Source organism: Bifidobacterium callimiconis (assembly GCF_003952005.1).
In the GTDB taxonomy this organism is placed as follows: Bacteria; Actinomycetota; Actinomycetes; order Actinomycetales; family Bifidobacteriaceae; genus Galliscardovia; species Galliscardovia callimiconis.
This window is the reverse complement of sequence record NZ_QXGJ01000005.1, coordinates 85,817-112,577: the sequence shown is the minus strand read 5'-3', so window position 1 is coordinate 112,577 and position 26,761 is coordinate 85,817. Positions and strand designations below refer to the sequence as shown.

Below are 26,761 nucleotides of genomic sequence, written 5' to 3'. Positions count from 1 at the left end.
ACAGTGTCGTTTCAAGGCGACGATGACGACCTGACCGACACACAAACCGCAACTGCACGGATTACAACGGAAACCGCGCGGGCCACGCGCACGGCATGGCGATCAGATTCGCCGTGTCATTGACGGATCGGCGACATGACCATTGTGGCGCCGACCAACGAAGGGGGACATCATGGTATTCGGTTTTCTCAAAGACGCGTTGTCGAACGGCGCCGGCGATCTGCTCGGTCAGGTGGCCGAAAACGCCGGACTTTCCGACGTCGTGGGTTCGGTGCTGGGTGATGGCACCGCCGCCGCGCAGGATGCGGTAGGCGGGCTCGCCGATGCGGCAGGTGGATTGACCGGAGCCGCCGACGACTTCGGCGCGACCGCGCAGGATGCGGTATCGGGACTGACCGGCGCCACCGAGAATCTTGGTTCGGTCGCGCAGGACGCGACAGCTGGACTAGGCGACGCCGCGAGCGGACTGTCTGATGCCGGTTCGGGACTGGCCGATGCCGGCGCAGGCCTAGCCGATGCCGGGCAGACGGCGCTCAGCGATCTGGCCGGTTCCGGTTTGACTGATGCCGCGAGCGGCGTATGGGAAAGCGTGACCAGCGGCAACTTCAGCGGCGCGCTTGATGGTCTGTCCGCGGCCGATGCCGATCTGGGTGGCACGCTGCAGAGCGCGACCGACGGCTTGGCCGGCGCGGCCGGGGACGCGCTCGGCAACGCAAACCTGCAGGACGCCGCCGGGTCGCTCGGTGACGCAGCGGGATCCCTGAGCGACGCCGCGAGCGAACTGTTCGGCCGTCTTTTCGGCTGATCCGATAATCTCGGAATCTGAGCGAACGCCTTCATCCGTAGGCTCCCTAGGATGCAGGGCCTATCGAAATAGTCGGCCAGACGCTCCCCACCCACAGGCTCCCCTCGCTGAGGGGAGCTGTCGGCGAAAGCCGACTGGGGGGAGCACTGGTCCCATGGCATTTGCCCGTATGCTCCCCTCAGTCACGCTTTGCGTGACAGCTCCCCTCAGGGAGGGGAGCCGGAGCTACTGTGGCCGTCCCTCGGATGGTGGATCGATCTGTGCGGGACCGATGTGGCTCGCCGGCGAACTTGCCCGAGTTCTCATGCACACCGCTGGTATTTTGCCCGCATGCTCCCCTCAGTCACGCTTTGCGTGTCGGCTCCCCTCAGGGAGGGGAGCCGACGCTATTTGAGCCGTGCGGGAATCGTGCTCACACCGTTACGGTGAGGCGGCTGGCGGAGTCCTCGTTGATGCGGGTCACGCTGATCCGTTCGGCGATCTGATCCTTCAGCTGTCCTACGTGCGAGATCACACCGATGTCACGATGCCGGCTCATCGCACGCAGCACGTCAAGCACGTCGTCGAGGTACTCCTCCGACAGTGAGCCGAATCCCTCGTCGATGAACAACGTATCCATGGAAATGCCGCCGTTCTCCGCCTGGATGATGTCGGCGAGCGCCAACGCGAGCGCGAGCGACACGAAGAACGTCTCACCGCCGGACAGCGTGGTGGCCTCGCACGCGAGGTCGCTGCGCCGGTCGAATACTTCGATCGGCAGACCGGTCTTGGCGGTACGGCCCTCGTGCGCGCCGAGTCGCAGTTCGTAGACACCGCCCTTGATGTCGCGGAGGATTTCGTTGGCTCGGTCGAGCACGTCGCGGAATCGTTCGGTGACGGCGTAGGTGACGAGCGAGAGGCCTTCGTTTGCGGTGCCGGTGGCGAGTGATCCCGCGCGGCCGCCGGCGAGTAGCGCCATGTCGCGTACGGGCACGAATCGCGCCGACGACGATACCCACAGATCGAGCGCCGCCCGCAGCGCGGTCGCGGTCCGTTCACGTTCCACGTCGAGATTCCGGTCCTGTTCCTCCATACGGATGGCGGCGTCGCGGTCGGATTCCGCGCGGCGCACGGTCGATTCGAGTTCCCGTACGATCGCGCTCAGCCGGTCGGGCTCGGGCAACGATTCGAGTGCCTCGTCGGTCGATGGACGCGACTGCTGCGACTGACGCAACCGCTGCACGGGGGTCGTCTCCGATTCGACGGTATCGCCTGCCACAGATGCGTTGACCTCGGACACTTCCCCGCCGTCAGTTGTGAATATGCTGCCGACGTCAGTACCGTCGCCATTCGCACCGCCGGCATCAGCACCGACGTCCATACCATTGCCATCTGCATCGCCATCACCGTCGCCCTCAACACCATCATCAGCCCCGGCATCAGCCGCATACTGCGCCAGCACCGACCGCACGATGTCCGACGCCAGCTGGACCCGCAACGCGTCCAGGGTGCGCCGCACCTCGGCCTGGGTCGCATGATCGTCGCGGTCGAATCGGTCGATCTCGGACTGCAACCGCTGAGCCGCGGCAGTGTCGAGGCACGCCGCCAACGCCGTTTCGACCGTCTCGAAACCGCTCTGCGCCAACGCCTCGTCGTACGCCGTCGACACTGCAGACAGCTGGCGTTTGATCTCCTGCAACGCGGCGGCAAGCGCGCCGACCCGCTGCTCCAAAGCGTTGCGTTGTTTGATCTTCTGATCGATCCGGTCGACTTCGCGCGCTGCACGCTCGCACACGGCAATGACGTCGTTCGCTGCACGCTCGGCAACGACCGCACGCTCGGCAACGTCGTCGATGCGTTCGGCGAGCGCGGCCAACTCATCGGATATGGCGGCATCGTCCGACGCGGACATGACGGACTCACCGGATTTCGTGTCATCGGATACGTCGGGAACGAATTCCTTGGATATGCGCACCCCGGCATCCACACCAGATTCGAGTCCTGCTGCCGTCCCGGACTCGACATTCGTCGCGACCGCATCATTCAGCGTATTGACGGCAGCGTCTTCGTAACCGGATGCCTCCGCCTTCCCCGGTGCAGGCATCGCCTGCACCGCCGCCGCGCATGATTCCACGGCCGCACGAGCCAGTTCCAGCGCTCCGGATGCCTCGGCCTTTGCCACGTCCGCGCGATGCTCGCATTGGGCGACCCGATCGCCGGCGTCATGAAGCTTCTGCAGTCGCGCTTCCAACCGGGCTCGTTCCTTGCCGAGCTCGCGTATGCCGTCCAGTTCCTTGCGAGCCTGTGCGACCGCGGCTTCGGCGTCCGCGACGCTCATGTCTTGGGACTGTTCGGTTTCCGCCTCGATACGCGCCTTGCACACCGCCACCGCGCCTTCGGCTTCGGTCACGTGTTGTGCGGCGCGGCGAGCCGCCTGGTCGAGCTGGTTCAGCCTTGCCTCGTCGGGCACTGATTCGCCCGCGAGGGTATCGGCGCTCGCAGTCCGTTGCACGGCCGGATGCGGGTGATCCACGCTGCCGCACACCGGGCACGGCTGTCCGTCCGCGAGCTCTCCCGCCAGCCGCGCGGCACCCGCAGCGAAGAACGCCCGCCGCGCCTGCGTGTAGGCGTCGTCAGCCTCACGCCGCCGCTGCATTGCACGCTCGACGGCGGTCTGTAGATCCACCAGTCGGCCCTCCTCGGTCTGCCGTTTGCGCGCATGGTCGAGCACGGTTCGGGCGGATTGCAAGCGATCCTGCAGACCCGACCGCGTGGCTTCGCGACGGATCGCGTCCTCCAGCTGCTGCCGCAGTTCCGCTTCAGTGGCCTCATGGTCCAGTTCCCGCAGCGTCGCACGGGCCGACTCCGTCGCATCCTCGCACAACCGGACCTGCGACCGGGCACGATCGGCCTTGTTCCACGCGGCACGAGCGGCACCGGCACGCACGCCGAGTTCCTTGGCGGCGCGCAGGTTCGCTTCGGCGGCGGGACGACCGGCCGCCACGGCGTTCTCTCGTTCGCGCGCGGCGGTCAGCTCGTCCATAGGCTCGTACGCGTCGAGCTCGGACTTGGCCTTTTGCAATGCGGCGTCGCTTTCCGCCCGACGCCCCTGTACGGCGTTCAGTTCGCGTTGGGCGCGCGCCACGGGTTCGGCAGACGCGGAATCCCGCAGCCGGTCGCGCATGGCGTCGATATCGCGCCGGCGTCGTTCCAGCGCATCCCGCCGATCGACCGCATCCCGATACGCCTTATCGACGGACGACAGTCGACGCATGGCATCGAGCCTGCGCTGTTCGTTGTCGAGTCGGGTCGATGCCATCGTCAACGCGTCGTGACTGCGTTCAAGCAGATCGGCCGACGCCGTGGCAATGGCCGTCACATGACGGTCGAGCGCGTCCGCGATGTCGGACGGGCTCATGGCGGGCTCGGCCAGATCGCCGTCGTCGGTCAGGCACCAGTTCGCCCTGATCACGTCCAACGGATCGGCAGGAGCATCGTTCTCGGCACTGTTCTCGGCGTCGGCACCAGCACTGGCATCGCCGTCATCACCGAGATCGTCGGTCCTTCCGAAATCGAATGACGCCGAGTCAAGGTCAAGTCCTGCGGACTCGAAATCAAAATCCCCGAGCTCAAAGGACCCGTCACGTTCGTCTTCGACCGCAATCACAGCGGACGCATCGGTCTCCGCCGCAGCATCTCCCCCGTCGACACCGCCGACAGCGTCGCCGTCAGCACCATCGACACCATCGCCGCCAGCACCATCGCCATCGGCATCCACGTCGCGCACACGTCGTTCGATCGCCTCGGCGTTGCTGCGCGCATCGCGGATCGCGGCCACCACATCACGGCGCTGCGCGGTCACGTCATCGGCCTGAGCCTTACGCATCTCGTCGAGCGTTTTCTGGATCGACTCGTACACGTCCGCCTCGAACAGGCTCTTGATCAGCTGCGTACGCTCCTCCGGCTTGCACCGTAGGAAACCGGAGAACTGGCCCTGCGCGAGCATCACGGTCTTGGAGAACTGATCGCGCGTCAGATGCAGCAGCCGCAGAATCTCCGTACCGGTGTCACGCGCCTGACTCGCCAGCACCGTGTGATGGTCCGCGTCCTCGGCGTAGTCGAAGTATCGCGTGGCCGTGCCGTCGAGCGCGTCAGACCCATTCGGCAGCAGCGCTTCGAGACCGTCGTCCACCTTCCACAGCACGCCTTTGGCGTTCACCGACACCGTGCCTTCGCCGCGCTTTTTACGACGCTCGTAGGCCGGCTCGCGACGTACGCGATAAAACGCATCGTTGAGTTCGAAGATCAGTTCCACGTACGACGGCGTCTGGTCGGTGCCGAGGAAACGCGAGCGCAGACGGTCCTTGCTGGCCACGTCCACCGACACGTCTCCATACAGCGCGAAGCTGATGCAGTCAAGGATCGTTGATTTTCCGGCGCCGGTCTCGCCCTCGATCAGGAACATGTGCGACCGGTTGAGCGCCGCGAAGTCGATGGAATACTCCTGTTCGTACGGTCCGATGCCCTTGAACCGCATGCCGATGAGTTTCATGCGCGGACTCCTTTCTCGTTCCTGGCCGCGACGTTCCCTCGGCCTTTCGCATCGTCCTTCGTACCGGCACCGGCGGCGTGCACGCGTTCGACGGCGTCGCGCAGTACGGCGAGTTCGCTGTCGTTCGGATCGCGGCCGAGCGTGTACCGGACGAATCCTTCGAGCACATCGATCTCGCTGTGCGTTTCACGTAGGTTCGCCATGGTGCGGTCGTTGCCGTTGATGCTGCCGTGATCGGCTCGTCGTGTGATTTCGAAGTTCTTCTCCAACGCGTTGTCGTACGCGACGTCGAGCTTCTGATACATGCCGTGCGGGTAGGCGTCGGCGACCACGGTGAGCGACACCCAGTCGTGACGATATTCCGTGGCAAGGGTGCCGAGCAGTTCGTCGGGAGAGCCTTTGAGCTGGACGAGTGCGGGCTGACCGGATTCCACGGGGATCGTGCGGACGGCGATGCACGGACGCGTATCGGAACCGGCGGAGCCGTTGGGGTTGTTGGAGTTTCCGGAGTTGCCGATGCCGGCGGCGATGCTGGGCTCGATGGAATGTGATACGACCGAGTCGGTAGGGTCAGAGTCGGTAGGGGTGGAGTCGGCGGAGACGCCGGTGACGACAGACTGTAGTGCGGCCGGGTCGGCGGGAGAGTCGGGGACGGTGAGATCGCCGGAACGGGATGCAGCTGAGTCGGCAGGCAGATCGACGATCGTGACGCTCTTGCCGTTGCCGACCGTCGGCGGCGTGCACGATTCCGAGAACGAGTAGGCGAGTAGCGATCCCGCGTATCGGGCGATGGGCGGCATCGGCGCAACCACGCCGGCCGAGGCACCGGCCGGAACGTCAGTCGTCGTATCGGACGAAATGCCAGCCGCAACGCCAGCCGACGCAGGGATGCGCACCTGCTGGGCGCGATGCAGGTGGCCGAGCGCCAGATAATCCAGGCCACTGTCGGAGAACACTGCGGCAGGCACGCTGTCCACGCCGCCGATGGTGAGGTTCCGCTCCGAATCGCTAGGGGATGCGCCGGAGACGAACGCGTGGGCCATGAGCACCGCATGGAACGGCACGCCGTCGGCCTTCGCTTCGGCTCGACGACGTTGCAGATCGGCACGGATCAGACGCATCGCAGCAGTCATCACGCCTTCGTGCGAACGCGGGATGCGGGAAGCGGAGGCGTCCGGGTTATCCCCAGAGTTTTGGAGGTTGTCCCCTTCAAAGGCATGGCCTGCGGCGGGTCCGGCGACTTCGTCATCGACGGGCGCATGTTCGCCCGCTTCCACGAGCAGTTTCTCCAATACGGGCCGCGCCACGTCCGGGTCCAGGTATGGCATCGCGTACACGGCCAGGCGCTCGCCGGTCGTATCTCCCCCGCGCGTCACGATCACCGGTTCCGCGATCCGCGCGGTGTCGCAGCACAGGTGCAGATTCGGGCGCATCATTCTTGAACCAAACCCGAGTTTGCGCGCGGAGTCATGGTTGCCGGGCGTCACGATCACATCCACTGCCGGGCGTCCCTCGTCATCCTCGAGCGAAGTCAGCCGTGTCAGCACGTCATCGAGCAGATCCACCGAAGCCGCGGAGGGCATCGGGGAGTCATACACGTCACCGGACACGCAGACCACGTCAACGTGTTCGCGCCGCACGGTGTCGACCAGCCAGTCGAGCGCCCGCCGTTGGTATTCGGCCAGGTCCAGGCCCTTGAACCGCCGCCCGATGTGCCAATCCGAAGTGTGGAGAATCCTCATGAGCTCCAGATTAGTCATTCACGAATTCCGAAGTCCGTGAGCGGGACAGGCCGTGGGATAAATCGAACATGCGACGTTCGTTTCCAATCCCTTGACGTCCGGTAATGTTCGTTTTCGCTCAACCGGATCAAGCGCCGGTCTGAATCATCGATTTCAAAATCGCAGAACTGCAAAGTAGCGAAAATCAAGCCTTGGAATATCAACGCTCTCATTACGCTACTTTGCAGTTCTGCGATTTTTTCGGCGAGAAACCTACTCGATAACGAGCGCCAGACCCACCAGCGCGATCAAAAACACCACATTCATGCCGGTGTACACGGCCAGATAGCGGCCGCGATGCTCCGGATACTTCGCCACCACGCCCTTGTAGGAGATCAGCGACGCCATGGACGCGATCAGCGTGCCCATGCCGCCCAGATTCGTGCCGATGATCAGCTCGCGCCACGCGTCGGAGAAGCCGGATAGCAGCAGCGTGGTCGGCACGTTGCTGATCACCTGGCTGAACGCCACGCCCAGCTCGAGCGGGTGCCCGCCCACCAGCGACTCGGCCAGCGATGAGAACGCCGGTACGCGACGCATGTTGCCGATGAAGATGAAGAACATGCAGAACGTGAGCGGCAGGCACCAATCGACCTTGGCGAATGCGCGACGGTCGCAGAACAGGAACGTGACGAACACGATCGCCACCATGAGCCACAGCGGCAGCACGCCGCCCACGCCCAGCAGGCAGATCAGGAACAGCAACGAATACACCACGGTGCGCCAGCCGCCGTACCCCGCACCATAGCCGGTGATGCGGATCTCGTCGGGCTGCGGCTGCGTGGGGTTCGGCGCGAGCACGCCCTGCTCGATGCCCTGCGCGCCGAGGTTCTCGAACTGCGAGACCTCGCGGTCGCCGAACACGAACCAGATGATCGCCACGAGCAGCACTGCCGCGAGTCCCGAATACGGCGCCATGATGGTCAGGAACTCCGGGGTGCCAATGCCGGAGACGGCCTTAAGATACAGGTTGTGCGCGTTGCCAATTGGCGTGAGCATGGCGCCCAGATTCGCGCCGAGCGTCATGAGCGTGGCTACCAGGCAGATCTGCACCTCCATGTCGGCCATGATGAGCACGGCCACGGCGAACGGGATGAACGTGACGAGTGCCACGTCGTTGGTCACGAGCATGCCGGAGAAGAACGGGAGCGCCACGAGCGTGAGGATCAGTCCACGGGCCGTGCGTACGCGGCCGAGCAGCTTCGCGCCGATGATGCGGAAGACGCCGATGCGCTGGAATCCGCAGACGACGAGCATCAGGCAGGCCAGCTGCGAGATGGTGTTCATATGGATGTAGCCGGCGTATTCGGCGTCCGGGGGGACGATGAAGCAGGAGATGAGCGCGAGGATCGCGGCTACCACAAGTACGGTTTCACGTTTAAGCACCTCGATGATCCAGCGCTTCAATGGCCATTCCTCCGTGAATCAGCGTGAAACAAACAGAAAAGCAACCGCACGACATCCAATCGTGAGATTGTGCAGCGATGCCGCGCGGCGCTCTTTCATCGTACGCCAAAAACGCCGATTTCTACGTAGTTTCGTAAAAATTCCCCATAGTTACGTAGTAAATCTCGTTCCCCGCCGCGCTCTTCTCACCGTGCTTCTCCAGAAAAGAGCCACCATACCCCCACCGTGCTCCCTCCAAGGGAGGGAGCTGTCGCGCAAACGCGCGACTGAGGGAGGGAACCGACACCGGCACAGACCAAAAACCCAAGCCACACCGCGCGCAACCCCTCCCTCTGTCCCGACTCCGTCGCGACATCTCCCTCCCACGGAGGGAGAACACGGGGGCAACCATCGTTGCGACACTAGAATCGGAACCGAACGCAACCCCACGCAAAGGAGCACACCATGTCACAGGAATCCTCCTCCCCCACCTCTTCCACATCCGCCCGCACCGCCGTGGTGACGGGCGCGTCCAGCGGCATCGGCGCCGCAACCGTCCGCACGCTCACCGCCGCCGGCTGGACGGTGTTCGCACTCGCCCGTCGCGAAGCCAAGCTCAACGCGCTCGCCGCGGAGACCGGCTGCACGCCGATCGTCACCGACATCACCGACGAGGAATCCACGCAGGCCGCGGTCGATCGCATTCTCGCCGCCGGCCCGGTGAAGGCGCTGGTCAACTGCGCGGGCGGCGCGATCGGCAAGGATCCGGTCGCCACGGCCAACCTCGACGACTGGCGCGCCATGTACGAGCTCAACGTGCTCGGCACGCTGCGCATCACGCAGAAGCTGCTGCCCGCACTCAAGGAGTCGTCCGGCAGCGTGCTGGTGATCTCGTCCACCGCGGGCATCGAACCGTACGAGGGCGGCGCCGGCTACTGCGCGTCCAAGTTCGCCGAACGCGTGATGGCGCGCGTGCTGCGACTGGAGCTGATCGGCGAGCCGGTGCGCGTGATCGACATCGCGCCGGGCATGGTGCACACCGACGAGTTCTCCGTCAAGCGCTTCCACGGCGACGCCGCCAAGGCCGAGGCCGTGTACGCCGGCGTGCCCGATCCGCTCAAGGCGGAGGACATCGCCGAATGCGTGCGCTGGGCGCTCGAACAGCCCGACACGGTGGACGTGGACCAGATCGTGGTGCGCCCGCGCGCCGAAGGCTCCTACACCAAGGTCTACCGTCAGGCGTGAGCCCGGCCCTTCTTCCGATCCTCCAGTTCCCCTCAGTCCGTCTCCGGCCGCCGACTGAGGGGAGCCTACTTAGGGGAACAGCCCCCCCATGGCTTTTCTGCGAACACCAAATACAGGCAACTGCAACACCAACCCGCCGCCCACACCTACAGTGGAATCATGAAGAACCTACTTTGCTTCGGTGATTCCAACACGTTCGGCACCAATCCGGCCAAGCCGGGCACCCGTCACCCGTTCGACGTGCGCTGGACCGGACGTCTCACCACGCTGCTCGGACCGCAATGGCGCGTGATCGAGGAAGGCATGGGCGGCCGCACCACGGTGTTCGACAATCCGCTCGAACCGCAGCGCGCCGGCATCCAGGCGCTGCCGATCGTACTGCAGTCGCAGCGCCCGCTCGACTGCGCGATCGTGAGCCTCGGCACCAACGATCTCAAGGAGATCTTCCACGCCTCCCCGCGCACGATCGCCGCGGCGGCCGAGCAGGTGTGCGCCGCGATCCGCGACTACCCGTACGGCGGCTGCGGCCCGGCTCCAAGGATCCTGCTCGTCTCCCCCATCGCCGTGAAGCCCGGCATCTCGCGCAGCCCGTACGTCGGATTCGAGGAGGACGCCGTGGAGCGCTCGCAGCGTCTAGCCCCGTTCTACCGCGAGGTTGCAGAGAGGAACGGCTGGATGTTTCTCGACGCCTCCACCGTGGCCGAGGCCAGCGATCTTGACAAGCTCCACATGGGCCCGGAGAGCCACGCCCGTCTGGCCGAAGCGATCGCCGACATCATTCGCAGCGAGTTCGCCGACTGAGCCCGCCGACTTCGAAAACCAAAACAGGACGCGGCGGGGAATCATCATCGTTCAATATCATGGAGGCCATGACCATCACGCCTTCCCCTGAACCGACCGCCGCGTCCATTCCGGGCACCGCGCGCCCGCACACGCCCCTGCACACGCCCCGCAACCTGCTCGTCACCGGCGGTGCGGGATTCATCGGCGCGAACTTCGTGCACTGGATCGCCGCGAACCATCCGAACGTGCACGTGACGGTGCTCGACGCGCTCACCTACGCCGGCAATCGCGCCAGCCTCAACGGCGTCGATCCGAATCGACTCACGTTCGTCCGCGGCGACATCTGCGATCGCACGCTGGCCGAACGACTGCTGCACGAACATGGCATCGACACGGTCGTGCATTTCGCCGCGGAATCGCACAACGACAATTCGATTCTCGACGCGTCACCGTTCCTCACCACAAACGTGACCGGCACGTACACACTGCTCGAGGCGGTGCGCCGCGAACGCGACGAGCATGGCCGCGATATCCGCTTCCATCACATCTCCACCGACGAGGTGTACGGCGATCTGGCGCTCGACGAGCCGCGCAAGTTCACGGAGACCACGGCGTACAATCCGTCGAGCCCGTATTCGGCGTCGAAGGCGGCGAGCGATCATCTGGTGCGCGCGTGGCATCGCACGTACGGCCTGGCGACGACGATCTCGAACTGTTCGAACAATTACGGCGCGTACCAGCATGTGGAAAAGTTCATTCCGCGGCAGATCACGAACATCCTCGCCGGGATCCGTCCGAAGCTGTACGGACAGGGGCTGGCCGTGCGCGACTGGATTCATGTGGACGATCACTGCGACGCGGTGTGGCGGATTCTCACGCACGGCCGCGTGGGCGAGACATATCTGGTGGGCGCGGACGGCGAGCGCAGCAACATCGATGTGCTGCGCATGATTCTGTCTCGTATGGGACTGCCGGAGGACGCGTTCGATCATGTGAACGATCGGCCGGGCGGCGACCGCCGGTATGCGATCGATGCGTCGAAGATCATGCGGGAGTTGGGGTGGCGGCCGCGGCATGCGGATTTCGCGCGCGGTTTGGATCAGACGATCGACTGGTATCGCACGCATGAGGACTGGTGGCGCCCCGCGAAGGCCGCCACCGAGGAAAAGTACCGGCTTCAGGGCCACTGATTTTGAGGTGGGTCGGGGAAGGATTATTCCACTTGCAGGACGAGCTATTGCCTCGTCGATTCGTCGCCGTCGGCTCCCCTCAGTCTGCCTCCGGCAGCCAGCTCCCCTCAGCGAGGGGAGCCAGCCGTTATGAGCATTGGCTCCCCTCGCTGAGGGGAGCTGTCAGCGAAGATGACTGAGGGGAGCGAGCGCTACTCTTCAGTCTCGCCCTACTTCCCGATTCGGTTTCGCTCCGCTCCCCGACCTCGCCCTACTTCTCTTCGGCTTCTACCTCGCGGCGGGTCTTCCAGATCAGGTAGGCGGCCAGGGTGATGCCGTCCATGATGTTGCCTTCGGCGATCATCGTGTCGATCTCCTCGGGGGTGAGCCATGCGAGGGTGGCACCGTCGAGGTCGTCCAGACCGGCCAGGCTGCCGTCGGAGAGCACGCCGGCCTCGTCGAGCGAATCCGAATCAACGTCGAGCTCCACCACGGCGATGGAGTCGCGCAGCTTGCACGTGTCGGCGTGCATCATCTGCAGCAGGCGACGGGACGTGGCCTTCACACCGGCCTCGCTCGCCAGCTCGCGCTCGGCGGTGGCGCCGGAGACCTCGCCGGGGGCGCCCATGCTGCGCGGAAACTCCCATTCGAACGAGTCGGTGGCGATGCGCCAGTGGCGGGCGAGCAGCAGTCGACCCTCGTGCACGGCGATGCACACCGCGCCGGGCTGGCCACCATTCACCTGAGCGAAGAGGATGGGATGCACCTGCGCCGCCTCATCGGCGCCTTCGGGGGCACTCTCGCCCGCGCCCGCAACCACGGGGGTGTCATCCACGCTCACATCGGCCTGAATAACGGTGAACTGGGCCTCGTCATCACCCTGAAACACGACCTTCTCGTCGTGCACGATCAGGTTCGATTCGAGTCCGGTACGGATAGCGGCCACGGTGCCGTTGGCGTCGGTCATTGGTCCTCCACACTACGTAGGAATTTCATCACTGTGAGTCAGACTACTCCCAGAATGCCGGGAGTTCAGCCGATTCCAGCAATCCTGAGACTCTTTGAACGATCTTTTTTTGGCTTTTCAGATGTAATGTGCGAGTGAACACGAAAATCGAACATTGCCACACGAAAAATGTTCGGTTTTGGGGTGTGGGATAGGGGGTGTTTTTACCGACCATCGCACAACTCGAAGATACCGAAAATCGAACCGCTAAATTTCAAGCCTCGAATAACGGTATCTTCGAGTTGTGAACCGCCGCCCCCAAAGACCTCGAAAATCCGCCCTCCAGGAGCTCACAAAACACCCCATTCCCGCACATGAGCTCACAGACTCCGCCGTAAGGCCTCAAACACCGGCCGCGAACCTTCCACGCGCCCATGTATTCCGCGTATCCTCGCACCCCCATAACGCAAACGGCGGCCGGAATGATCGAAAGGCTCCTGCGAGCGCTTTATGCATCATTCCGACCGCCGACGCAATCACTCCCTACTTCTTCAGCAGCGGCTCCACCTGCTCCTCGTACGCGGTGAGCGCGGTGTCGATCACGTTGTGCATGTCGTAGTACTTGTACGTGCCGAGACGGCCGCCGAACACGACCTTCGGCTCGGCCGCGGCCTTCTCCGCGTAGCGCGCGTACAGCTCCTTGTCGGCGTCGGTGTTCACCGGGTAGTACGGCTCGTCGCCGCGCTCGGCGAAGCGGGAGTACTCCTCCCACACCACGGTCTTCTCGTGGTTCTGCTGGTCGTAGCGCTCCGGGTTGAAGTTCTTGAACTCGATGGCGCGGGTGTACGGCACGTCGGCGTCGGAGAAGTTCATGACCGGGCAGCCGAAGTGGTCGTCCTCGTCGTAGCGGACCTCCTTGAAGTCCACGGTGCGCCACTTGAGGTCGCCGAGCTCGTAGTCGAAGTAGCGGTCGACCGGGCCGGTGTAGACCACGGGCACGCCGGCGGCGAGCAGCGCCTTCTTGTTGAACGGCTGGGACTCGTCGAAGAAGTCCACGCCGAGGGTCACGTGGATGCGCGGATCGTCGATCATGCGCTCCATCCACTTGGTGTAGCCGTCCTTGGGCAGGCCCTCCCAGGTGTCCTTGAAGTAGCGGTTGTCGTAGTTGTAGCGCACGGGCAGACGCTTGATGATGTCGGCCGGCAGCTCGCTCGGGTCGGTCTGCCACTGCTTGGCGGTGTAGTTCTTGATGAACGCCTCGTACAGCGGGCGGCCGATCAGCTGGATGCCCTTGTCGTTGAGGTTCTGCGGATCCGTGCCCGCCAGCTCGCCCGCCTGCTCGGCGATGAGCGCCTTGGCTTCGGCCGGGGTGTAGTGCGCGCGGAAGAACTGGTTGATCGTGCCCAGGTTGGTGGGCAGCGGGTAGACTTCGCCGTTGTGCGTGGCGTACACGCGGTGCACGTAGTCGGTGAACTCGGTGAAGCGGTTGACGTAGTCCCACACGCGCTTGTTGGAGGTGTGGAACAGGTGCGCGCCGTACTTGTGGATCTCGGCGCCGGTCTCCTCGTCCACGTAGGAGTAGGCGTTGCCGCCGATGTGATCGCGGACGTCGATGATCTCAACCTTCACGCCCAGGTGCTCCACCGCCTGCTGCGCGACCGTCAGTCCGAACAGACCGGCGCCGACGATCACCAGATCCGGGTAGGTGTTCTCAGCCATGTGCAACCTTTCTATGTTTGATTTTCCGCTACGGACCATAGTACTTGCGACGATGCCAAGCGCCTTTGGCGGGTGCGAGCGCGAGGATGGTCGCACCGATTCGCTCACCCGTCGGCTTGAGTGGCGTGTCTGACCGCGTCGATCTGCGGCCAACGGTCCGAGCTGTGTTGCGGATGGCGAATATGGGCATGGAGAGGGGCCGGAGTGAGGCCCTGAATCCGCGGGATTCACAGCGCGAATACCCCGTTCCCTGCTATTCACAGCACCAAACACCCGCCGCGAGGGGCCTCAGACTTCCGATAGGCGCTGTGAATCGCAGATTCCGCCGACCTTGCCAGACTTTTGGGGCGTCAAATGGACGTTTCCGGCTCTTTGGGGCGCCAAATTCCCGAAAATCGACGCGAAAACGGGATGTTGACGCCCCAAAGAGCGGATTCCGGGATATTGGCGCCCCAAATCCCAGCATCCGGAGCGTCAACAAGCCCGAATAGCGCAGACCCTACTTCTTCAGGGAGTCGCCACCCTGCTCCGCAGCAGCAGCCGCCTTGTCCACGGCGAAGATGCGGCGCCACGTCTCGATCGACGGCAGATCGTACGCACGGTATTCGGCGGAGAGCCGCTTCCAGTTGCGCACGAGCTCGCTGGCCAGACGGTAGCCCTCCCACATGCTCTTGCGGAATCGTGGATTGTCGCGCTTGAACCAGGCCACGGAGTTGCCGTCGGGCGTGGTGACCAGCGCCGAGTCGATGCCGGCGAACGCGAGCCACGTCCACGCGGTGTCCTGCGCGGTGATCGCCACGTCGGGCTTGGCATTCGCGCCCACGCGCGCGCGACGACCCGGCATCAGGCTGCGCACGATCTGACGGATGCCGCCCTTGCGACGGGCCTTCGCCCCCTGCGGACGGTAGCGCGGCGACACGAGCTCGTGATCCGGCTCCGGGAAGTCGTCGAAGCTGGGCTTGGCCTGCGCGTCGGTGAACTGCCCGCGCAGTTCGCGCATCTCGCCGAGCTTGGTGGGCAGGCAGTCGACGATGTACTGCGGTCCGCGCAGGATGTCGCGCAGTGCCTGGTGACGCAGCGCCATGGCGGAATAGATGAATCGCAGTCCCAGGCTGGCGTCGCTGTACAGGTTCTCGAAGATCACGCGACGCGACGGTTCGGGCTTGAGCATCAGCGCGGCGATCCAACGGTTGCGGTTGGTGAAGTACTCCTCCCACGTGCGCGCGTTGTCCTTGCCGTGCCACGCCTGATGCCACACGGCCACGCCCGGCAGGCACACCGTCGGGAATCCGGCGCGCTTGGCGCGCAGACCGTATTCGATGTCGTCGAACTTGATGAACACGGGCAGCGACAGACCGATCTTCTTGAGCACGGCGACGGGGATCATGCACATCCACCAGCCGTTGAAGTCCTCGTCCACACGCTGATGACGTTCGGGCGCGTCACGCAGCGGTTCGACGGAGAAGTCGTGGTTGTAGCCCATGCCGCGCGACGGGACCATCCACATGCGGTACCAGTCCACGCGCTCGCCCTGCGAGTAGAGCACGGTGCGGTTGTCGAGGTGGAGCATGCCGCCGCCGACGAGCGTGGGACGCACGGTGTAGTCGGAGAACTGCAGCGCGCGCAGAATCGCCTCGGGCTCGCTGATGGCGTCGTCGTCGAGCAGCAAGCAGTACGTGCTCTTGCCGGCCTCCACGGTTTCGAACATGCCGCGCGAGAAGCCGCCGGAGCCGCCGAGGTTGCGCTGGCGGATGTAGGTGAGCTGCGGGCCGAGTTCCTTGGCCACGGCCGGGAATCCGGTCTGGTTCTGCACCAGGTCGTTGCCCTGATCGGTGCAGTAGATGGTGTCGAGACGCTTGCGCAGTTCGGTGGCCTCGCTCATGGCGACGAGCTGGTTGAGGCAGTACGACGGACGGTTGAACGTGGCGATGGCGATGGACAGCGTGGTGTTGGCGTCGGCCACGCGACGGTCCTGCGGCACCTGCCATGCGGCGTGCGTGATAGTCAGATCGTTGGCGGAGGACGCTTCGGCGTCGAACCAGAAGTAGCCGCCGTCCATGAGATCGGTCATCGGCACTTCCGCGGCGATGGTGCGGTTGCGTGCCGCTTTGGTGGAGCCGGAACCCTCGACGGTGATCGTGGCGACCGGGAAGGAGAGACCGCGTCCGTTGGAACGGTAGAGCAGCACACGTCCGGTGCCGCTTGCGGTGGCGACGAATCGTACGGAGTCGACGCGTGTCCAGCGACGCCAGTAGCTGGCGGGGAACGCGTTGAAGAACGTGCACAGCGAGGTGCGCTGACCGGCCGTCACGCGGATCTCGTCGCGCGAGGTGACGGTGAACGAGTCGGTGCGCACGCCGCCGGATGCGCCGACGCCGGTCACCGAGCCGCGTACGAGATGCTGGAACTTGGACTCGTTCATCTGTCCGAATTCCAGCGTCTTCATGTCGATGCGCGAATCCAGCATGGTTTCGGAAAGATGCTGGGGCGTCCAGTCGATCGCGTACAGCGGCATGGTCAGATCGGCGTCGCGCGTGGGGTAGACGATGCGGACCACGGTCTCCCAGATGCGGGACGCGGAGTCGGATTTGGAATCAGCCATTGCTATCACTTTCCTTCGGTTTTCGCTGCCTGATCAGTCGCAGCCGTGGTCTCAGCCGCATCGTCGGCTGCGACGGACACACCGATCTTGCCCTTCTTCTGGGCTTCGATCTGCGCCACCTTGCCGGTGATCTCCACGTCGTCGCCGACGGGTTCGATCTGCAGCACGCGGTTGTTGATCAGCGCATAGTCCCAGTTGCGCGGGTCGCGGATCACGAACGTGCAGGCGCGCTCATCGACGGCCACAGCCACCATGTCGGTGTTGTTCGGATTGGCCGGGCTGGGCGTACGCAGCGAGGTGAACAGTCGGAACTCGCCGTTGTTGAACAGGCTAAGCGGCATTTCGAAGTGCACGGTGTGGTGGCCGTGCTCCTTCATCTTGAACGTCTTGGCGCCGGTGTCGAACGTGATGCCGCCACGGCGAATGTCGTGCAGCGCGATCGCCAGGTAGAAGTCGCCCGGCTCGTCGTACTGGTATTCCACGGCGAAGCGGAACGTGTCGGAGCTCTTGCACACGGCGCCGGACTCGGCATACGTGCGCAGGATCGGGCAGCGTTCGTTCAGGCCGTTCGGGTAGATGCCCTGCTCGCGCACCTTGGCGGCAGCCTTCTCGCCCTTCTTCTTCTCGGCCTCGATGTTGGCCAGCGTGTAGCGGTCGGCCACGGATTCGGTGTTGCCGCGGGCCACGATCTCGCCGTCCTGGATCATGATGGCGTTCGTGCAGTACTTCTTCACGGAGCCCATGTCATGCGTCACGAGGATGACGGTCTTGGTGGGGTCCTTCTTCACTTCGGTGAAGAAGTCGTCGCACTTGCGCTGGAACGCCTCATCACCCACGGCCAGCACCTCGTCGAGCACGAGGATGTCGCCCTGGGCCTTGATGGCCACGGAGAACGCAAGTCGAACCTGCATGCCGGACGAGTAATTCTTGAGCTTCTGGTCCATGAACTCCTCGAGCTCGGCGAACTCGACGATGTCGTCGTACATCGCGTCGATCTCTTCGGTGGTGAAGCCCAACAGGCAGCCGTTGAGATACACGTTCTCTCGGCCGGTGAGCTCCGGATTGAAGCCCACACCGAGCTCGATGAACGGCACGAGCTTGCCCTTCACGCTCACGCTGCCCTTGTTCGGGTAGTAGATCTGCGAGATGATCTTCAGGAGCGTGGACTTGCCGCCACCGTTTCGGCCGACGATGCCGAAGAATTCGCCCTGATGCACCTGGAAGTCAATGTCCTTGAGCACTTCCTGGGTCTTGTAGCCCTTGATGCCCTTGGTCCAGTTGATGAACGCCTGCTTGAGGCCGGTGGCCTGCTCGGTCGGCAGCTTGAAGCTCTTGCCGACGTGGTTCACGGACAGCACCACGGGGGCGTCCGCGAACGGGGTCTTGGACGTCTTCAGCTCCTGTCCGTTTTCGGAGACCGTATAGTTGTCGGTCACGTTCTTCTCGCTCATCACATCACCTCCGCGAACTTGCGGCTGTTCACGCGGAACACGTGAATGCCGACCCACAGCAGAATCACGGTCAGGGCCAGCGGGATCGCCGGCACCCACCAGTGGCCGAACTGGTTCCACACGGTCGGCTGGGTCTCCGGCGCAATGAAGTTGTGGCGGATGTCCTGAATGGTCTGCGCGATCGGGTTGAGCAGCTCGTATCGGGCCACCTCTGCGTAGAAGCCGCCCTTGCTGGTCACGTAGCTCAGCGGGTAGATGATCGGCATGCCGTAGAAGATGAGCTGCTGCAGCACCTCCCAGATGTGCGCGATGTCGCGGTAGTAGGCGTACATGGTGCTGAAGATCAATGCCATGCCGAGCGCGAGCGCCCACAGCTGGATCACGTTCAGCGGCAGCAGCAGCACGCGCCACGTGAACTGCACATGGTTGAAGAGCGCGAAGATCAGCACCACCACGTAGTTGATGGCGAGGCTGATCATGGATCCGCAGGTCGCCGACACCACGACGATGTAGTTCGGGAAGTGGATCTTGCGCAGCAGGTCGCCGCGGTCGACGATGGCGTGCAGACCAATGGACGTGGCCTCGGCCACGAAGTTCCACGAGCAGATGCCGAGCAGCAGCACGACGGGGTATGTGGGGGTTCCGTCGGTCATGCGGAGGAACTTGCCGAACACCACATACATCACTGCGAACAGCATCAGCGGCTTGAGCACGGACCATGCCACGCCGAGGAACGAGCCCTGGTATCGCAGTTTGAAATCAGTCTTGACCAGTCCACGCAGCACGATCAGCGCGTAGCTGTACCGGTCCTGGATTCGTTTCATCACTGTCTTCACGGCGTTCCATCGTATCAGCGAGCCGATATAACAACGCTTGCGAGCCGTCCGATGGGCACATGGTCTGCGCATAGGCAAGTACCGCACTTTGTCCCCGTTTGGCGTTTGGGAGGCAGCCCGTTACTCGTAACTTGGGATGACCATCATCTCGGGCTGGATATAGCAGCTGATCAGTGTTCCCGTGATCTGATCCATGTCATCGGCTTTGAGACGGCCGATTCTTACGGGGTTACGTTCCTCTAGGTCAAGGGCACGAATCTGTTCGACCTGCGCATAGCCGTCGATCCACCCGTCGCCGTCCTCCCGTCGGACGGGCGTGATCGGCAGATGCAGTTCGAAGTCGCCACGGCCGTGAGAGATCGCGATGACGACGGTGAGGCTGCAGTTTCGATTGAAGTCGTCGTTGCTGACGACGACAACGGGACGACGTTTCCTTTGCTCATGTCCCTTGGCCGGATCGAGATCGACGAGAAGCACGTCTCCGTATCGCCATGCGGTCACAATGCCTCCTCGCCCACGGCAGACCCGCCAAGCTCTTCGACGGCCTTGTACTCCTCGGTGCGATCACGGAATACGTCGGCCAGACGCGGGACTCGGATGATTCTGACGTTCTTGCGAATCGGACGAAGTACGATGGCGCCGTCCTTGACGGTTGCTTCGATGCGGGAGCCATCGGTCATGCCCACCTGTTCGCGCATATCTTTGGGCAGACGTACGGCCTGTGCATTGCCCCACTTGCTGAGTGTCAACGTAGTCATTGTCGCCGCCTCCTTAATCAGAACTATGTATATCCAAGTATATACATTATGGGCGACGCAGCCATTCAATGGCATGCTGCACGGTATTATCGAAAGTATGCCCAAAATCTCGATTATCGTTCCGATCTATAATGTCGAAACCTACCTGACGCAGTGTCTTGAATCCATCCGAGTACAGACGTTCAAGGACTGGGAATGCCTGATGTTCTCCGATGGCAGCAAGGACGGCTCGCTGGACATCATGAAGTCCTTCGCAGCCAAGGATGACCGTTTCAAGGTCATCGACAAGAAGAACGAAGGCTACGGCGCCACCTGCAACCGCGGCCTTGAAATGGCGCAGGGCGAGTGGATCAGCATCATCGAGCCCGACGACTTCATCGACCCGAACATGTACGCCCGACTGCTGGGCAGCGCCTCGTCCACGCAGGGCACGGTCGACATCATCAAGAGCTCCTACTGGCTGTTCTACGACGGCCACGACGGCTACAAGGATGCGCTGCTGACCCCGAACCTGTCGAACATGATGCCGCAGCGCCGCACCGAGTTCACGCTCAACGAGTTCGCGGAGCCGTTCTACCACCACCCGTCCATCTGGTCGGCGATCTACCGCAAGGCCTTCCTCAATGGCGACAACAAGGCCGGCATGACGATCCGATTCAAGCCCATTCCCGGCGCCGGCTGGACCGACAACCCGTTCTTCGCACAGACGATGGTGCTGGCCGACCGCATCTCCTGGCTGCCCGGCAAGTACTACTACTATCGTCAGACCAACCCGGGCGCGTCCTCGCTGCTCAAGGACTACCACATGCCGTTCGACCGTCTGCGCGAGATGCGTGCGTTCCTCGATACGCAGGACATCTCCGACGACGTGCGTCACGCGTTCTACTCGCGTGAGTTCGACTACATCACCTCCGTGATCGGCGAGTTCGGATTCGACGACAAGGACGAGGAGATCCGCAGCCTCATCCGCGAGGTCTTCGACTCCATGGACCGCAAGGAAGTGCTGCTCATGCTCGGCCGCCTGCGCCCCGAGTTCGTGGACTACTACCTTGACTTCATGGGCGAATCCTACGAGATTCACCCGCACGAGCGCCCGGTGGCTCCGGAGCTGTCGATCGTGCTGCTCACCAAGGATGCCCGTTCCTGGATCGTGGACGCGTTCGAGGCGTATTCGAAGTTCAAGAACCTGCCGTGCGAGTTCGTGATCGTGGACGCCGGCTCGCAGGACAGCACCGTGAATGTGGCCCGTCAGTTCGCGGCCAAGGACAAGCGCTTCACCGTGCGGGAGCTGCCGTCCGACGCCACCATGACCGAGCTGGTGGACGAGGCGCTCGCCACCGTGCGCGGCACCTACACCATGTTCATCCCCTCGCACTTCGTGATCGGCGAGAAGACGCTGCGCGCGGCCCTGGCCGGCGCCCGCCGCACCAACTCCGACATCGCGCTGCTCGACATCGGCAACATCCACTGCGACTACCTGATCGAGAAGCTGATCAACAAGGGCTACGGCACCCCCGAGTCCTACATGGACGCCCCGGAGAACAAGCGCGGCCCGATCTACGGTCCGTTCGCCGCAACCGACATCCCCGAACTGGCGATGGCCTCGAACCGCGACTACTCGTGGCACAAGGTGTACAACACCGCGTTCCTGAAGAACCACGGCTTCAAGGCCGACGAGCACGACATCGCCGACAACCTGCTCGGCCTGGGCGCGCAGGCACTGCTGGCCACCGAGTCGCTGGTGTTCCTCGACCTCAAGACCGACTGGGACATCCGCGACATCCAGCGCAAGCAGGTGGGCGGCGCGTTCTGGCTGTCGCTCGAGAAGATCATCCCCTACACCTCCGAGCCGGAGACCGATATCGAGTCCGTGCTGGCCGTGGGCGAGATGCTGCACGAGCGCGGCGTGTACGACACATTCGAGAAGAGCTACCTGAACATGCTGCTCAGCAGCTTCATGTTCGGTCTGCAGACCCGCTACACGCCCGAACGCATCACCGAGTTCCTGGACACGTACCTCGACAAGGTGGCCGCCACGCTTGACATCGACAAGCACGGCGCGCTGTACTTCTACGACACCGACGCGTTCAACAACTTCCAGAAGATCACGTTCGGCGGCAAGCGCACGCTGGACCTGTGGCTGGAGGAGCGTGCGCTCGCCGACGAGGACGGCATCTTCGGCCGCGACAAGGCCCTGGAGGAGATCCATCGCTCCGCCCGCTTCCGCATCGGCGAGAACGCGGTGAACACGATGAAGCGCTTCGCCCCGTCGAGCCTCGTGGCCACCGCCCAGGAGAAGGCCCGCCTCCTCAAGCGCGGCTGAGCGAGCGGCGTCCCGTCCTTCCCTCTGAAGGAGTCCGCCTACCACAGGTGGACTCCTTTCTTTCTATCCTTCCCCTTGAGGGGAAGGTGTCCGCCAACGGCGGACGGATGAGGTGCCCACCCAACAACCCCCAACGCCAAGAGGCGACCCACAAGGGCCGCCTCTTCTCAGATGTTTCTCGTATGCCTTATATATCGCTCTCTTACCGCATCACGCCTCAGGCACCAGATGCTCAAGATCCCCCTTGATCTTGGACGTGCTGATCTCCGGCGTGCGCTGCAGATACACGACATCGCACACGTCCTTGAGATCGTCGAACTTGCCTTCCCAATCGGAGCCCATCACAAAGGTATCGACCCGATACAGCAGCACATCGTTGCGCTTCTGCTCCCATGCCTCCTCGGGAATGACCAGATCCACGTATCGTAGTGACTCCAGCAGATCCTTGCGCTGTTCATAGGGGAAATAGGCCTTCTTGCCCTTGCCAGCGTTGAATTCGTCAGTCGAAAGACCGACGATCAGATAATCGCCAAGTTCACGGGCGCGCTTGAGTAGGTTGATGTGGCCGTAGTGTAGCAGGTCGAACGTGCCGTAAGTGATTACACGTCGCATGTTGGTGTTGTCCTCTCGTATCGTCTTTCTATTCTTCTTCTCAGTCGTTGGATGCGTTGTCACCGAAGGAGTTGTCGGCGTCAGCCGATTCCGTGGATACGGATTTCGCAATCGAATCCCTGACGTCGGACTGTTCCACCAGCGTGGGGTCAACGTGAACGAAATGGCTGTTGATGTCCTTCGGCAGCGCATAGATATCGCCGTAATTACGGTTGAGGACCGTCATTGGCTTAGCCGGAACCAGATAGTCATGGCCTTCGAATGACAGCGAGCCATTTGGGAACATGTCATTAATGTCGTACAGTCGGATCGCGCGATTGTCGATGTTGTCGATGCCGTACATGACGCCCGCGGCTTCCGATTTCGACACCACGAGACCCAGATTCTCCATCTCCCGCTGGGATTGCGCGAAGATTTCGGCGAATTCCCCCGCCTCCGGTTCCGTGGACTGCAAGTAGCCATGATCCAGCCAGCGCTCGTAGTTGTCTGTGCGCAGATTCTCGATCAGACGGTCGCGTACCTTCTGACGTTCGTCGTACAGCGAGACGGAAGTGGTGTTCACGTAGTCATAGAGGAAGATGTCCACGAAGCAGGGATTGGTAGTATCGGCCGACATGAATCGAATCTGACGGCAGAACACGTACGGGTCGAGCACGATCGATACCCGGTACCTGCGGCTTTCCTCGGAATCCTTGTCGTTGACGATCGAGATCAGTCGGTCCACGTCGTCGCGCATCATGCCGAGATCGGTATCGTCGTCCCACGGGATGAATCCGCCGTGACGCACGGCACCCAGAAGAGAACCGAAATCTAGCCAGTATTTCAGATCATAACGTCGGCAAAGCTGGTCAAACTCCTCCATAAGCCGAGCACTACCATTCTGGATGAGACGCTTGGCGCCCGTAGCCTTGGGCAGGGAGTGGAAGAAACGCTCCTTGGCCTGCTGCAGGGTTTCGTCGTCGCGGCGATAGTTCTCCCACGCGAACATCTTCATGTGCGAATCGTGCGCGTCCAGATCGGCGTCGATACGGTCGAATCGCGGCAACAGCACCTCGTGCACCTTGTAGTTCAGATTCATGTTGATGCCATTGTCGGCCTGCTCGATGCGCGCAAACAGCACATCCTTGATCTCATGAATCTCTCGACGCAGATCTTCGAGCTCATTACGCGTCTGGGCGACCGCCCGCTTCGATGAGGGCAGGTGCCCGGCAAACTTATGGAACGAGGACATAACTTCTTCCTCTCCTCAGCGTAGGTACTACAGAGTTTCGGTGATTACTACATAGTAATACGTGAACAGGAGGTGAAGAGAGGGTGAACTAGTGGGAAGCCCCGAGCATTCGATTACAACAGTAGTCGCGGGAATAATCGAGGCTTTGGAAAAGTTCCGGCATGCCGATAGCTCGGAACCGTTTGCAGACAATTCGCCTGCTTGCAATTCAGCAACCAGCATGCTGGAACTCAAACGATCATTCCTTGACTGCGGAAGCCTCGGTTGCACTCTTGCGACCATTCAATTCGATAAACGGTATGGCGATGATCATTATGGCGCCGAAAGCCAAGGTCCATGTGTATCGGGTTTGGTGTGCGGGAGATAGCATCAAAGTAGCTATGGTAAGCCACCACGGCACGAACAATATCAGTCGATCATAATTACGCCGGATGCAACATAGCGCGAATGAGAGCAGAGGAATCCAAGATACATAAATCGCTTCAGTCATAAATAGAGAGATCCCCGGCATATGCGTCAACACCGTATAAAGTGCCGATCCGTACTTTTGCGGCTGAGAACGATCTGCAGATTCAAAGGTGCTCTTGTACTCAGGAAGAATCAAATTACTTCCCATTTGCTCCCACCCCCATCGCACATACCAGCCTTCGTCATAGTACGGACCTATAACAAATGGATCGCGCAACCACGGAACGGAATGAAGATAACTACCAGGGTGCCGTATCCCTAGCTTTACCCAAAGAAAGAGGAAATTGAATATGTCGGAGGTCTTAGCATTCCGATTAAAACATTGATCCTTAATCTCATCCGCACTGTTGATCTCTTTCCCGTCATTCGTATCAACAGTAAAAATATTGTCTAATTGTGAGACATTACATATAATTACTGCATTAAATATGCGCCGGTCCTTTTCCGAAAAATCATTAGAATGAACCGCTGCAGTGTATGCAGTCTGCTGCAGGGGGATTGCCACCATTTCCTGCTTTCCGCCAGGAGTAATATGCAGCACAGGAAAAACCAGAATAGAAATTACTGCAACAAGAACCGGTACCACCGCGGCAATACATAAAGAAACCATCCTCTTCCTCAGAAAGAGAGAAAACACAAGAAAAGTGATTACCACTACTTCTAGCGCAATCTTACGCATTTCAGCACAAAGAAGTGACAAAATAATAATACCGACAACCAACGAAGGCGCTATACGAAGACTTCGCTTTATTCTTCGAATATATTCAACAATTAAAAGCATCAGTATTAGAAATACCGGCATGGCTGTTGAATCTTTAACAATCGACATTTCCAGTCGCGGAAAAATAGGGTTAAAACTCACAAAGAGCAGTAAGGCGAAACATATTCTCCAAGAGAGGCGCAAAACATCTCCCAAATAACAAATAATGATCGCAAAAGCCAGAGAGGTCAATACAACCTGCAAAAAGGCAAGTAACCATAATCCCCATGCCTCACTCCCAAAGTAAAGACCCAGATGATCAAAGAAACCGTATATTACGGTATCCAACCATGGATGGTGATCGCTAATAGAATATCCTGCTAAAACCTTGCCAGTTGAAGGATCCCAAGCCTGACCGGTTCTACCCCACATTATTTGAGCAACGGTATCCGCCGCAATATTAGCCGGCCAAAGAAAATATGTCCAAGGCAACCAGCAGATAAAAATAAAGATAAAACATTTAGCTACACCAGTCGCACATAAATGAAATAGCTCATTCAAGCATCGCGCAATACCAGACGACGATTCAACAACATATCTCTTTAAAATAGAACGCAAACAAATATGAATTTTTTTCAAAGAAACATCGTTCTGACTATTGTTCCACCACGAAAAGAACAATGAAAACAATGAACAGAAAAGAAGTACATACCCGATATAGCGCGTTATGGTATAAGTCCAATACCATATGGTCCGATATTGATCGCCCACATACGGAGTGAAAATGATGACGGATAAGGGATCCAGTTGTACATGAGATGCATTATGAAGCGGCACCGATACGGTAAGAGCAAGCAGGGCACCGGATATAACCGACCAACATCGAATTCGGTTTTCCTCCTGCAGAAAGCATAGAAATCCAATAAGCTCAAGGACAAATATCGAACAAAAAATCAGAAAACCGGTAATAGCATTCTGGCTTCCTAAATATCGAGCTATATCCTCGGAGAAGGAGGTGTAATCCAAAAATATCTTTTCGTTAGAAAATGAGACCGTTGATGAGAATGTGCTGATTGCACTGGAACATGCAACAAGAGGAATGGTACCCAAAACAAAGTGACCATCGAAAAATCCACCTTTAAGTTTTCTAGAAGTTTCATCAACGCCCTTCCCATCTATCGTCGGTCGGCCCCGGAAGCCATTGCACAATTTCACTTGTACACCCCCATATCATTCATTGCTCGGATATATGCCATAACTATATATCACATATATAAATTATGCCGGCGTTCTGAAATGCATAATCAAAAATACATAATCAAAACTGCGCAAAAGGATATTTGAGCATAAGTCCTATAACATTGCAACGTCCGGACTTCTCCAAGGATAGGCATAACATATATCTAACATTAATC

The 26,761-nt window shown here is 61.1% G+C and carries 18 protein-coding genes; 5 read left to right on the top strand and 13 right to left on the bottom strand.

The genetic code is table 11. The features are described from left to right. Positions 1 to 172: 172 nt before the first annotated feature. Positions 173 to 805, top strand: coding sequence for a hypothetical protein (locus D2E23_RS06035; protein WP_126030081.1), 633 nt, complete (start codon positions 173 to 175; stop codon positions 803 to 805). A 412-nt stretch (positions 806 to 1,217) separates the two neighbouring features. On the opposite strand, the gene D2E23_RS06030 is transcribed toward D2E23_RS06035, so the two are convergent. From D2E23_RS06030 to D2E23_RS06020, 3 genes are all read right to left on the bottom strand, one after another. Then, positions 1,218 to 5,336, bottom strand: coding sequence for an AAA family ATPase (locus D2E23_RS06030; RefSeq protein WP_126030080.1), 4,119 nt, complete (start codon positions 5,334 to 5,336; stop codon positions 1,218 to 1,220). Further along, positions 5,333 to 7,096 (bottom strand): exonuclease SbcCD subunit D, encoded by a 1,764-nt coding sequence (locus D2E23_RS06025; protein ID WP_126030079.1) that lies wholly within the window; start codon positions 7,094 to 7,096, stop codon positions 5,333 to 5,335. The genes D2E23_RS06030 and D2E23_RS06025 overlap by 4 nt, the downstream gene beginning before the upstream one ends. A 234-nt stretch (positions 7,097 to 7,330) precedes the next feature. After that, entirely contained in the window at positions 7,331 to 8,524 is a 1,194-nt protein-coding gene (locus tag D2E23_RS06020) for an SLC13 family permease (protein WP_126030078.1), read from the bottom strand. 444 nt (positions 8,525 to 8,968) lie between these two features. Here D2E23_RS06020 and D2E23_RS06015 point away from each other — a divergent pair, with 444 nt between their 5' ends. The 3 genes from D2E23_RS06015 (at position 8,969) to rfbB (ending at position 11,721) form a co-directional block, all read left to right on the top strand. Beyond that, the gene (locus tag D2E23_RS06015; protein ID WP_126030077.1) at positions 8,969 to 9,748 is read left to right on the top strand and encodes an SDR family oxidoreductase; all 780 of its coding nucleotides are present in this window, start codon (positions 8,969 to 8,971) and stop codon (positions 9,746 to 9,748) included. A 159-nt stretch (positions 9,749 to 9,907) separates the two neighbouring features. Continuing rightward, entirely contained in the window at positions 9,908 to 10,549 is a 642-nt protein-coding gene (locus tag D2E23_RS06010; protein WP_126030076.1) for an SGNH/GDSL hydrolase family protein, read from the top strand. Between the two features lie 68 nt (positions 10,550 to 10,617). Then, positions 10,618 to 11,721: a dTDP-glucose 4,6-dehydratase gene (rfbB, locus tag D2E23_RS06005; protein WP_164520712.1), complete on the top strand. Its 1,104-nt coding sequence runs from the start codon at positions 10,618 to 10,620 to the stop codon at positions 11,719 to 11,721. A gap of 250 nt (positions 11,722 to 11,971) precedes the next feature. Here rfbB and D2E23_RS06000 read toward each other — a convergent pair whose 3' ends face one another. From D2E23_RS06000 to D2E23_RS05970, 7 genes are all read right to left on the bottom strand, one after another. Further along, a complete protein-coding gene (locus D2E23_RS06000; RefSeq protein WP_126030074.1) occupies positions 11,972 to 12,667 on the bottom strand; it encodes an NUDIX hydrolase in 696 nt (231 codons plus the stop codon). A gap of 522 nt (positions 12,668 to 13,189) precedes the next feature. Further along, the gene (gene glf / locus D2E23_RS05995) at positions 13,190 to 14,365 is read right to left on the bottom strand and encodes a UDP-galactopyranose mutase (RefSeq protein WP_126030073.1); all 1,176 of its coding nucleotides are present in this window, start codon (positions 14,363 to 14,365) and stop codon (positions 13,190 to 13,192) included. 499 nt (positions 14,366 to 14,864) lie between these two features. After that, positions 14,865 to 16,967: a glycosyltransferase gene (locus D2E23_RS05990; RefSeq protein ID WP_126030072.1), complete on the bottom strand. Its 2,103-nt coding sequence runs from the start codon at positions 16,965 to 16,967 to the stop codon at positions 14,865 to 14,867. A 5-nt stretch (positions 16,968 to 16,972) separates the two neighbouring features. After that, positions 16,973 to 18,418, bottom strand: a complete 1,446-nt coding sequence (locus tag D2E23_RS05985; RefSeq protein WP_126030071.1) for an ABC transporter ATP-binding protein — start codon at positions 18,416 to 18,418, stop codon at positions 16,973 to 16,975. Continuing rightward, positions 18,418 to 19,242: an ABC transporter permease gene (locus D2E23_RS05980; protein WP_206432006.1), complete on the bottom strand. Its 825-nt coding sequence runs from the start codon at positions 19,240 to 19,242 to the stop codon at positions 18,418 to 18,420. The genes D2E23_RS05985 and D2E23_RS05980 overlap by 1 nt, the downstream gene beginning before the upstream one ends. A 132-nt stretch (positions 19,243 to 19,374) precedes the next feature. Further along, entirely contained in the window at positions 19,375 to 19,755 is a 381-nt protein-coding gene (locus D2E23_RS05975) for a type II toxin-antitoxin system PemK/MazF family toxin (protein ID WP_126030069.1), read from the bottom strand. Continuing rightward, on the bottom strand, positions 19,752 to 20,012 hold the full coding sequence (locus D2E23_RS05970) for an AbrB/MazE/SpoVT family DNA-binding domain-containing protein (protein WP_126030068.1): 261 nt from the start codon (positions 20,010 to 20,012) through the stop codon (positions 19,752 to 19,754). Before D2E23_RS05970 ends, D2E23_RS05975 begins: the two co-directional genes overlap by 4 nt. Before the next feature lie 97 nt (positions 20,013 to 20,109). Here D2E23_RS05970 and D2E23_RS05965 point away from each other — a divergent pair, with 97 nt between their 5' ends. Then, positions 20,110 to 22,335, top strand: a complete 2,226-nt coding sequence (locus D2E23_RS05965) for a glycosyltransferase (protein WP_126030067.1) — start codon at positions 20,110 to 20,112, stop codon at positions 22,333 to 22,335. A gap of 210 nt (positions 22,336 to 22,545) precedes the next feature. Here D2E23_RS05965 and tagD read toward each other — a convergent pair whose 3' ends face one another. The 3 genes from tagD to D2E23_RS05950 form a co-directional block, all read right to left on the bottom strand. Then, positions 22,546 to 22,947, bottom strand: a complete 402-nt coding sequence (tagD, locus tag D2E23_RS05960) for a glycerol-3-phosphate cytidylyltransferase (protein ID WP_126030066.1) — start codon at positions 22,945 to 22,947, stop codon at positions 22,546 to 22,548. Between the two features lie 40 nt (positions 22,948 to 22,987). Continuing rightward, entirely contained in the window at positions 22,988 to 24,178 is a 1,191-nt protein-coding gene (locus D2E23_RS05955; protein ID WP_126030065.1) for a LicD family protein, read from the bottom strand. A gap of 238 nt (positions 24,179 to 24,416) precedes the next feature. Then, positions 24,417 to 26,561 carry a DUF6020 family protein gene (locus D2E23_RS05950; protein ID WP_126030064.1) on the bottom strand — a complete coding sequence of 715 codons (2,145 nt, stop codon included), beginning with the start codon at positions 26,559 to 26,561 and terminating at the stop codon, positions 24,417 to 24,419. Positions 26,562 to 26,761: the final 200 nt, after the last annotated feature.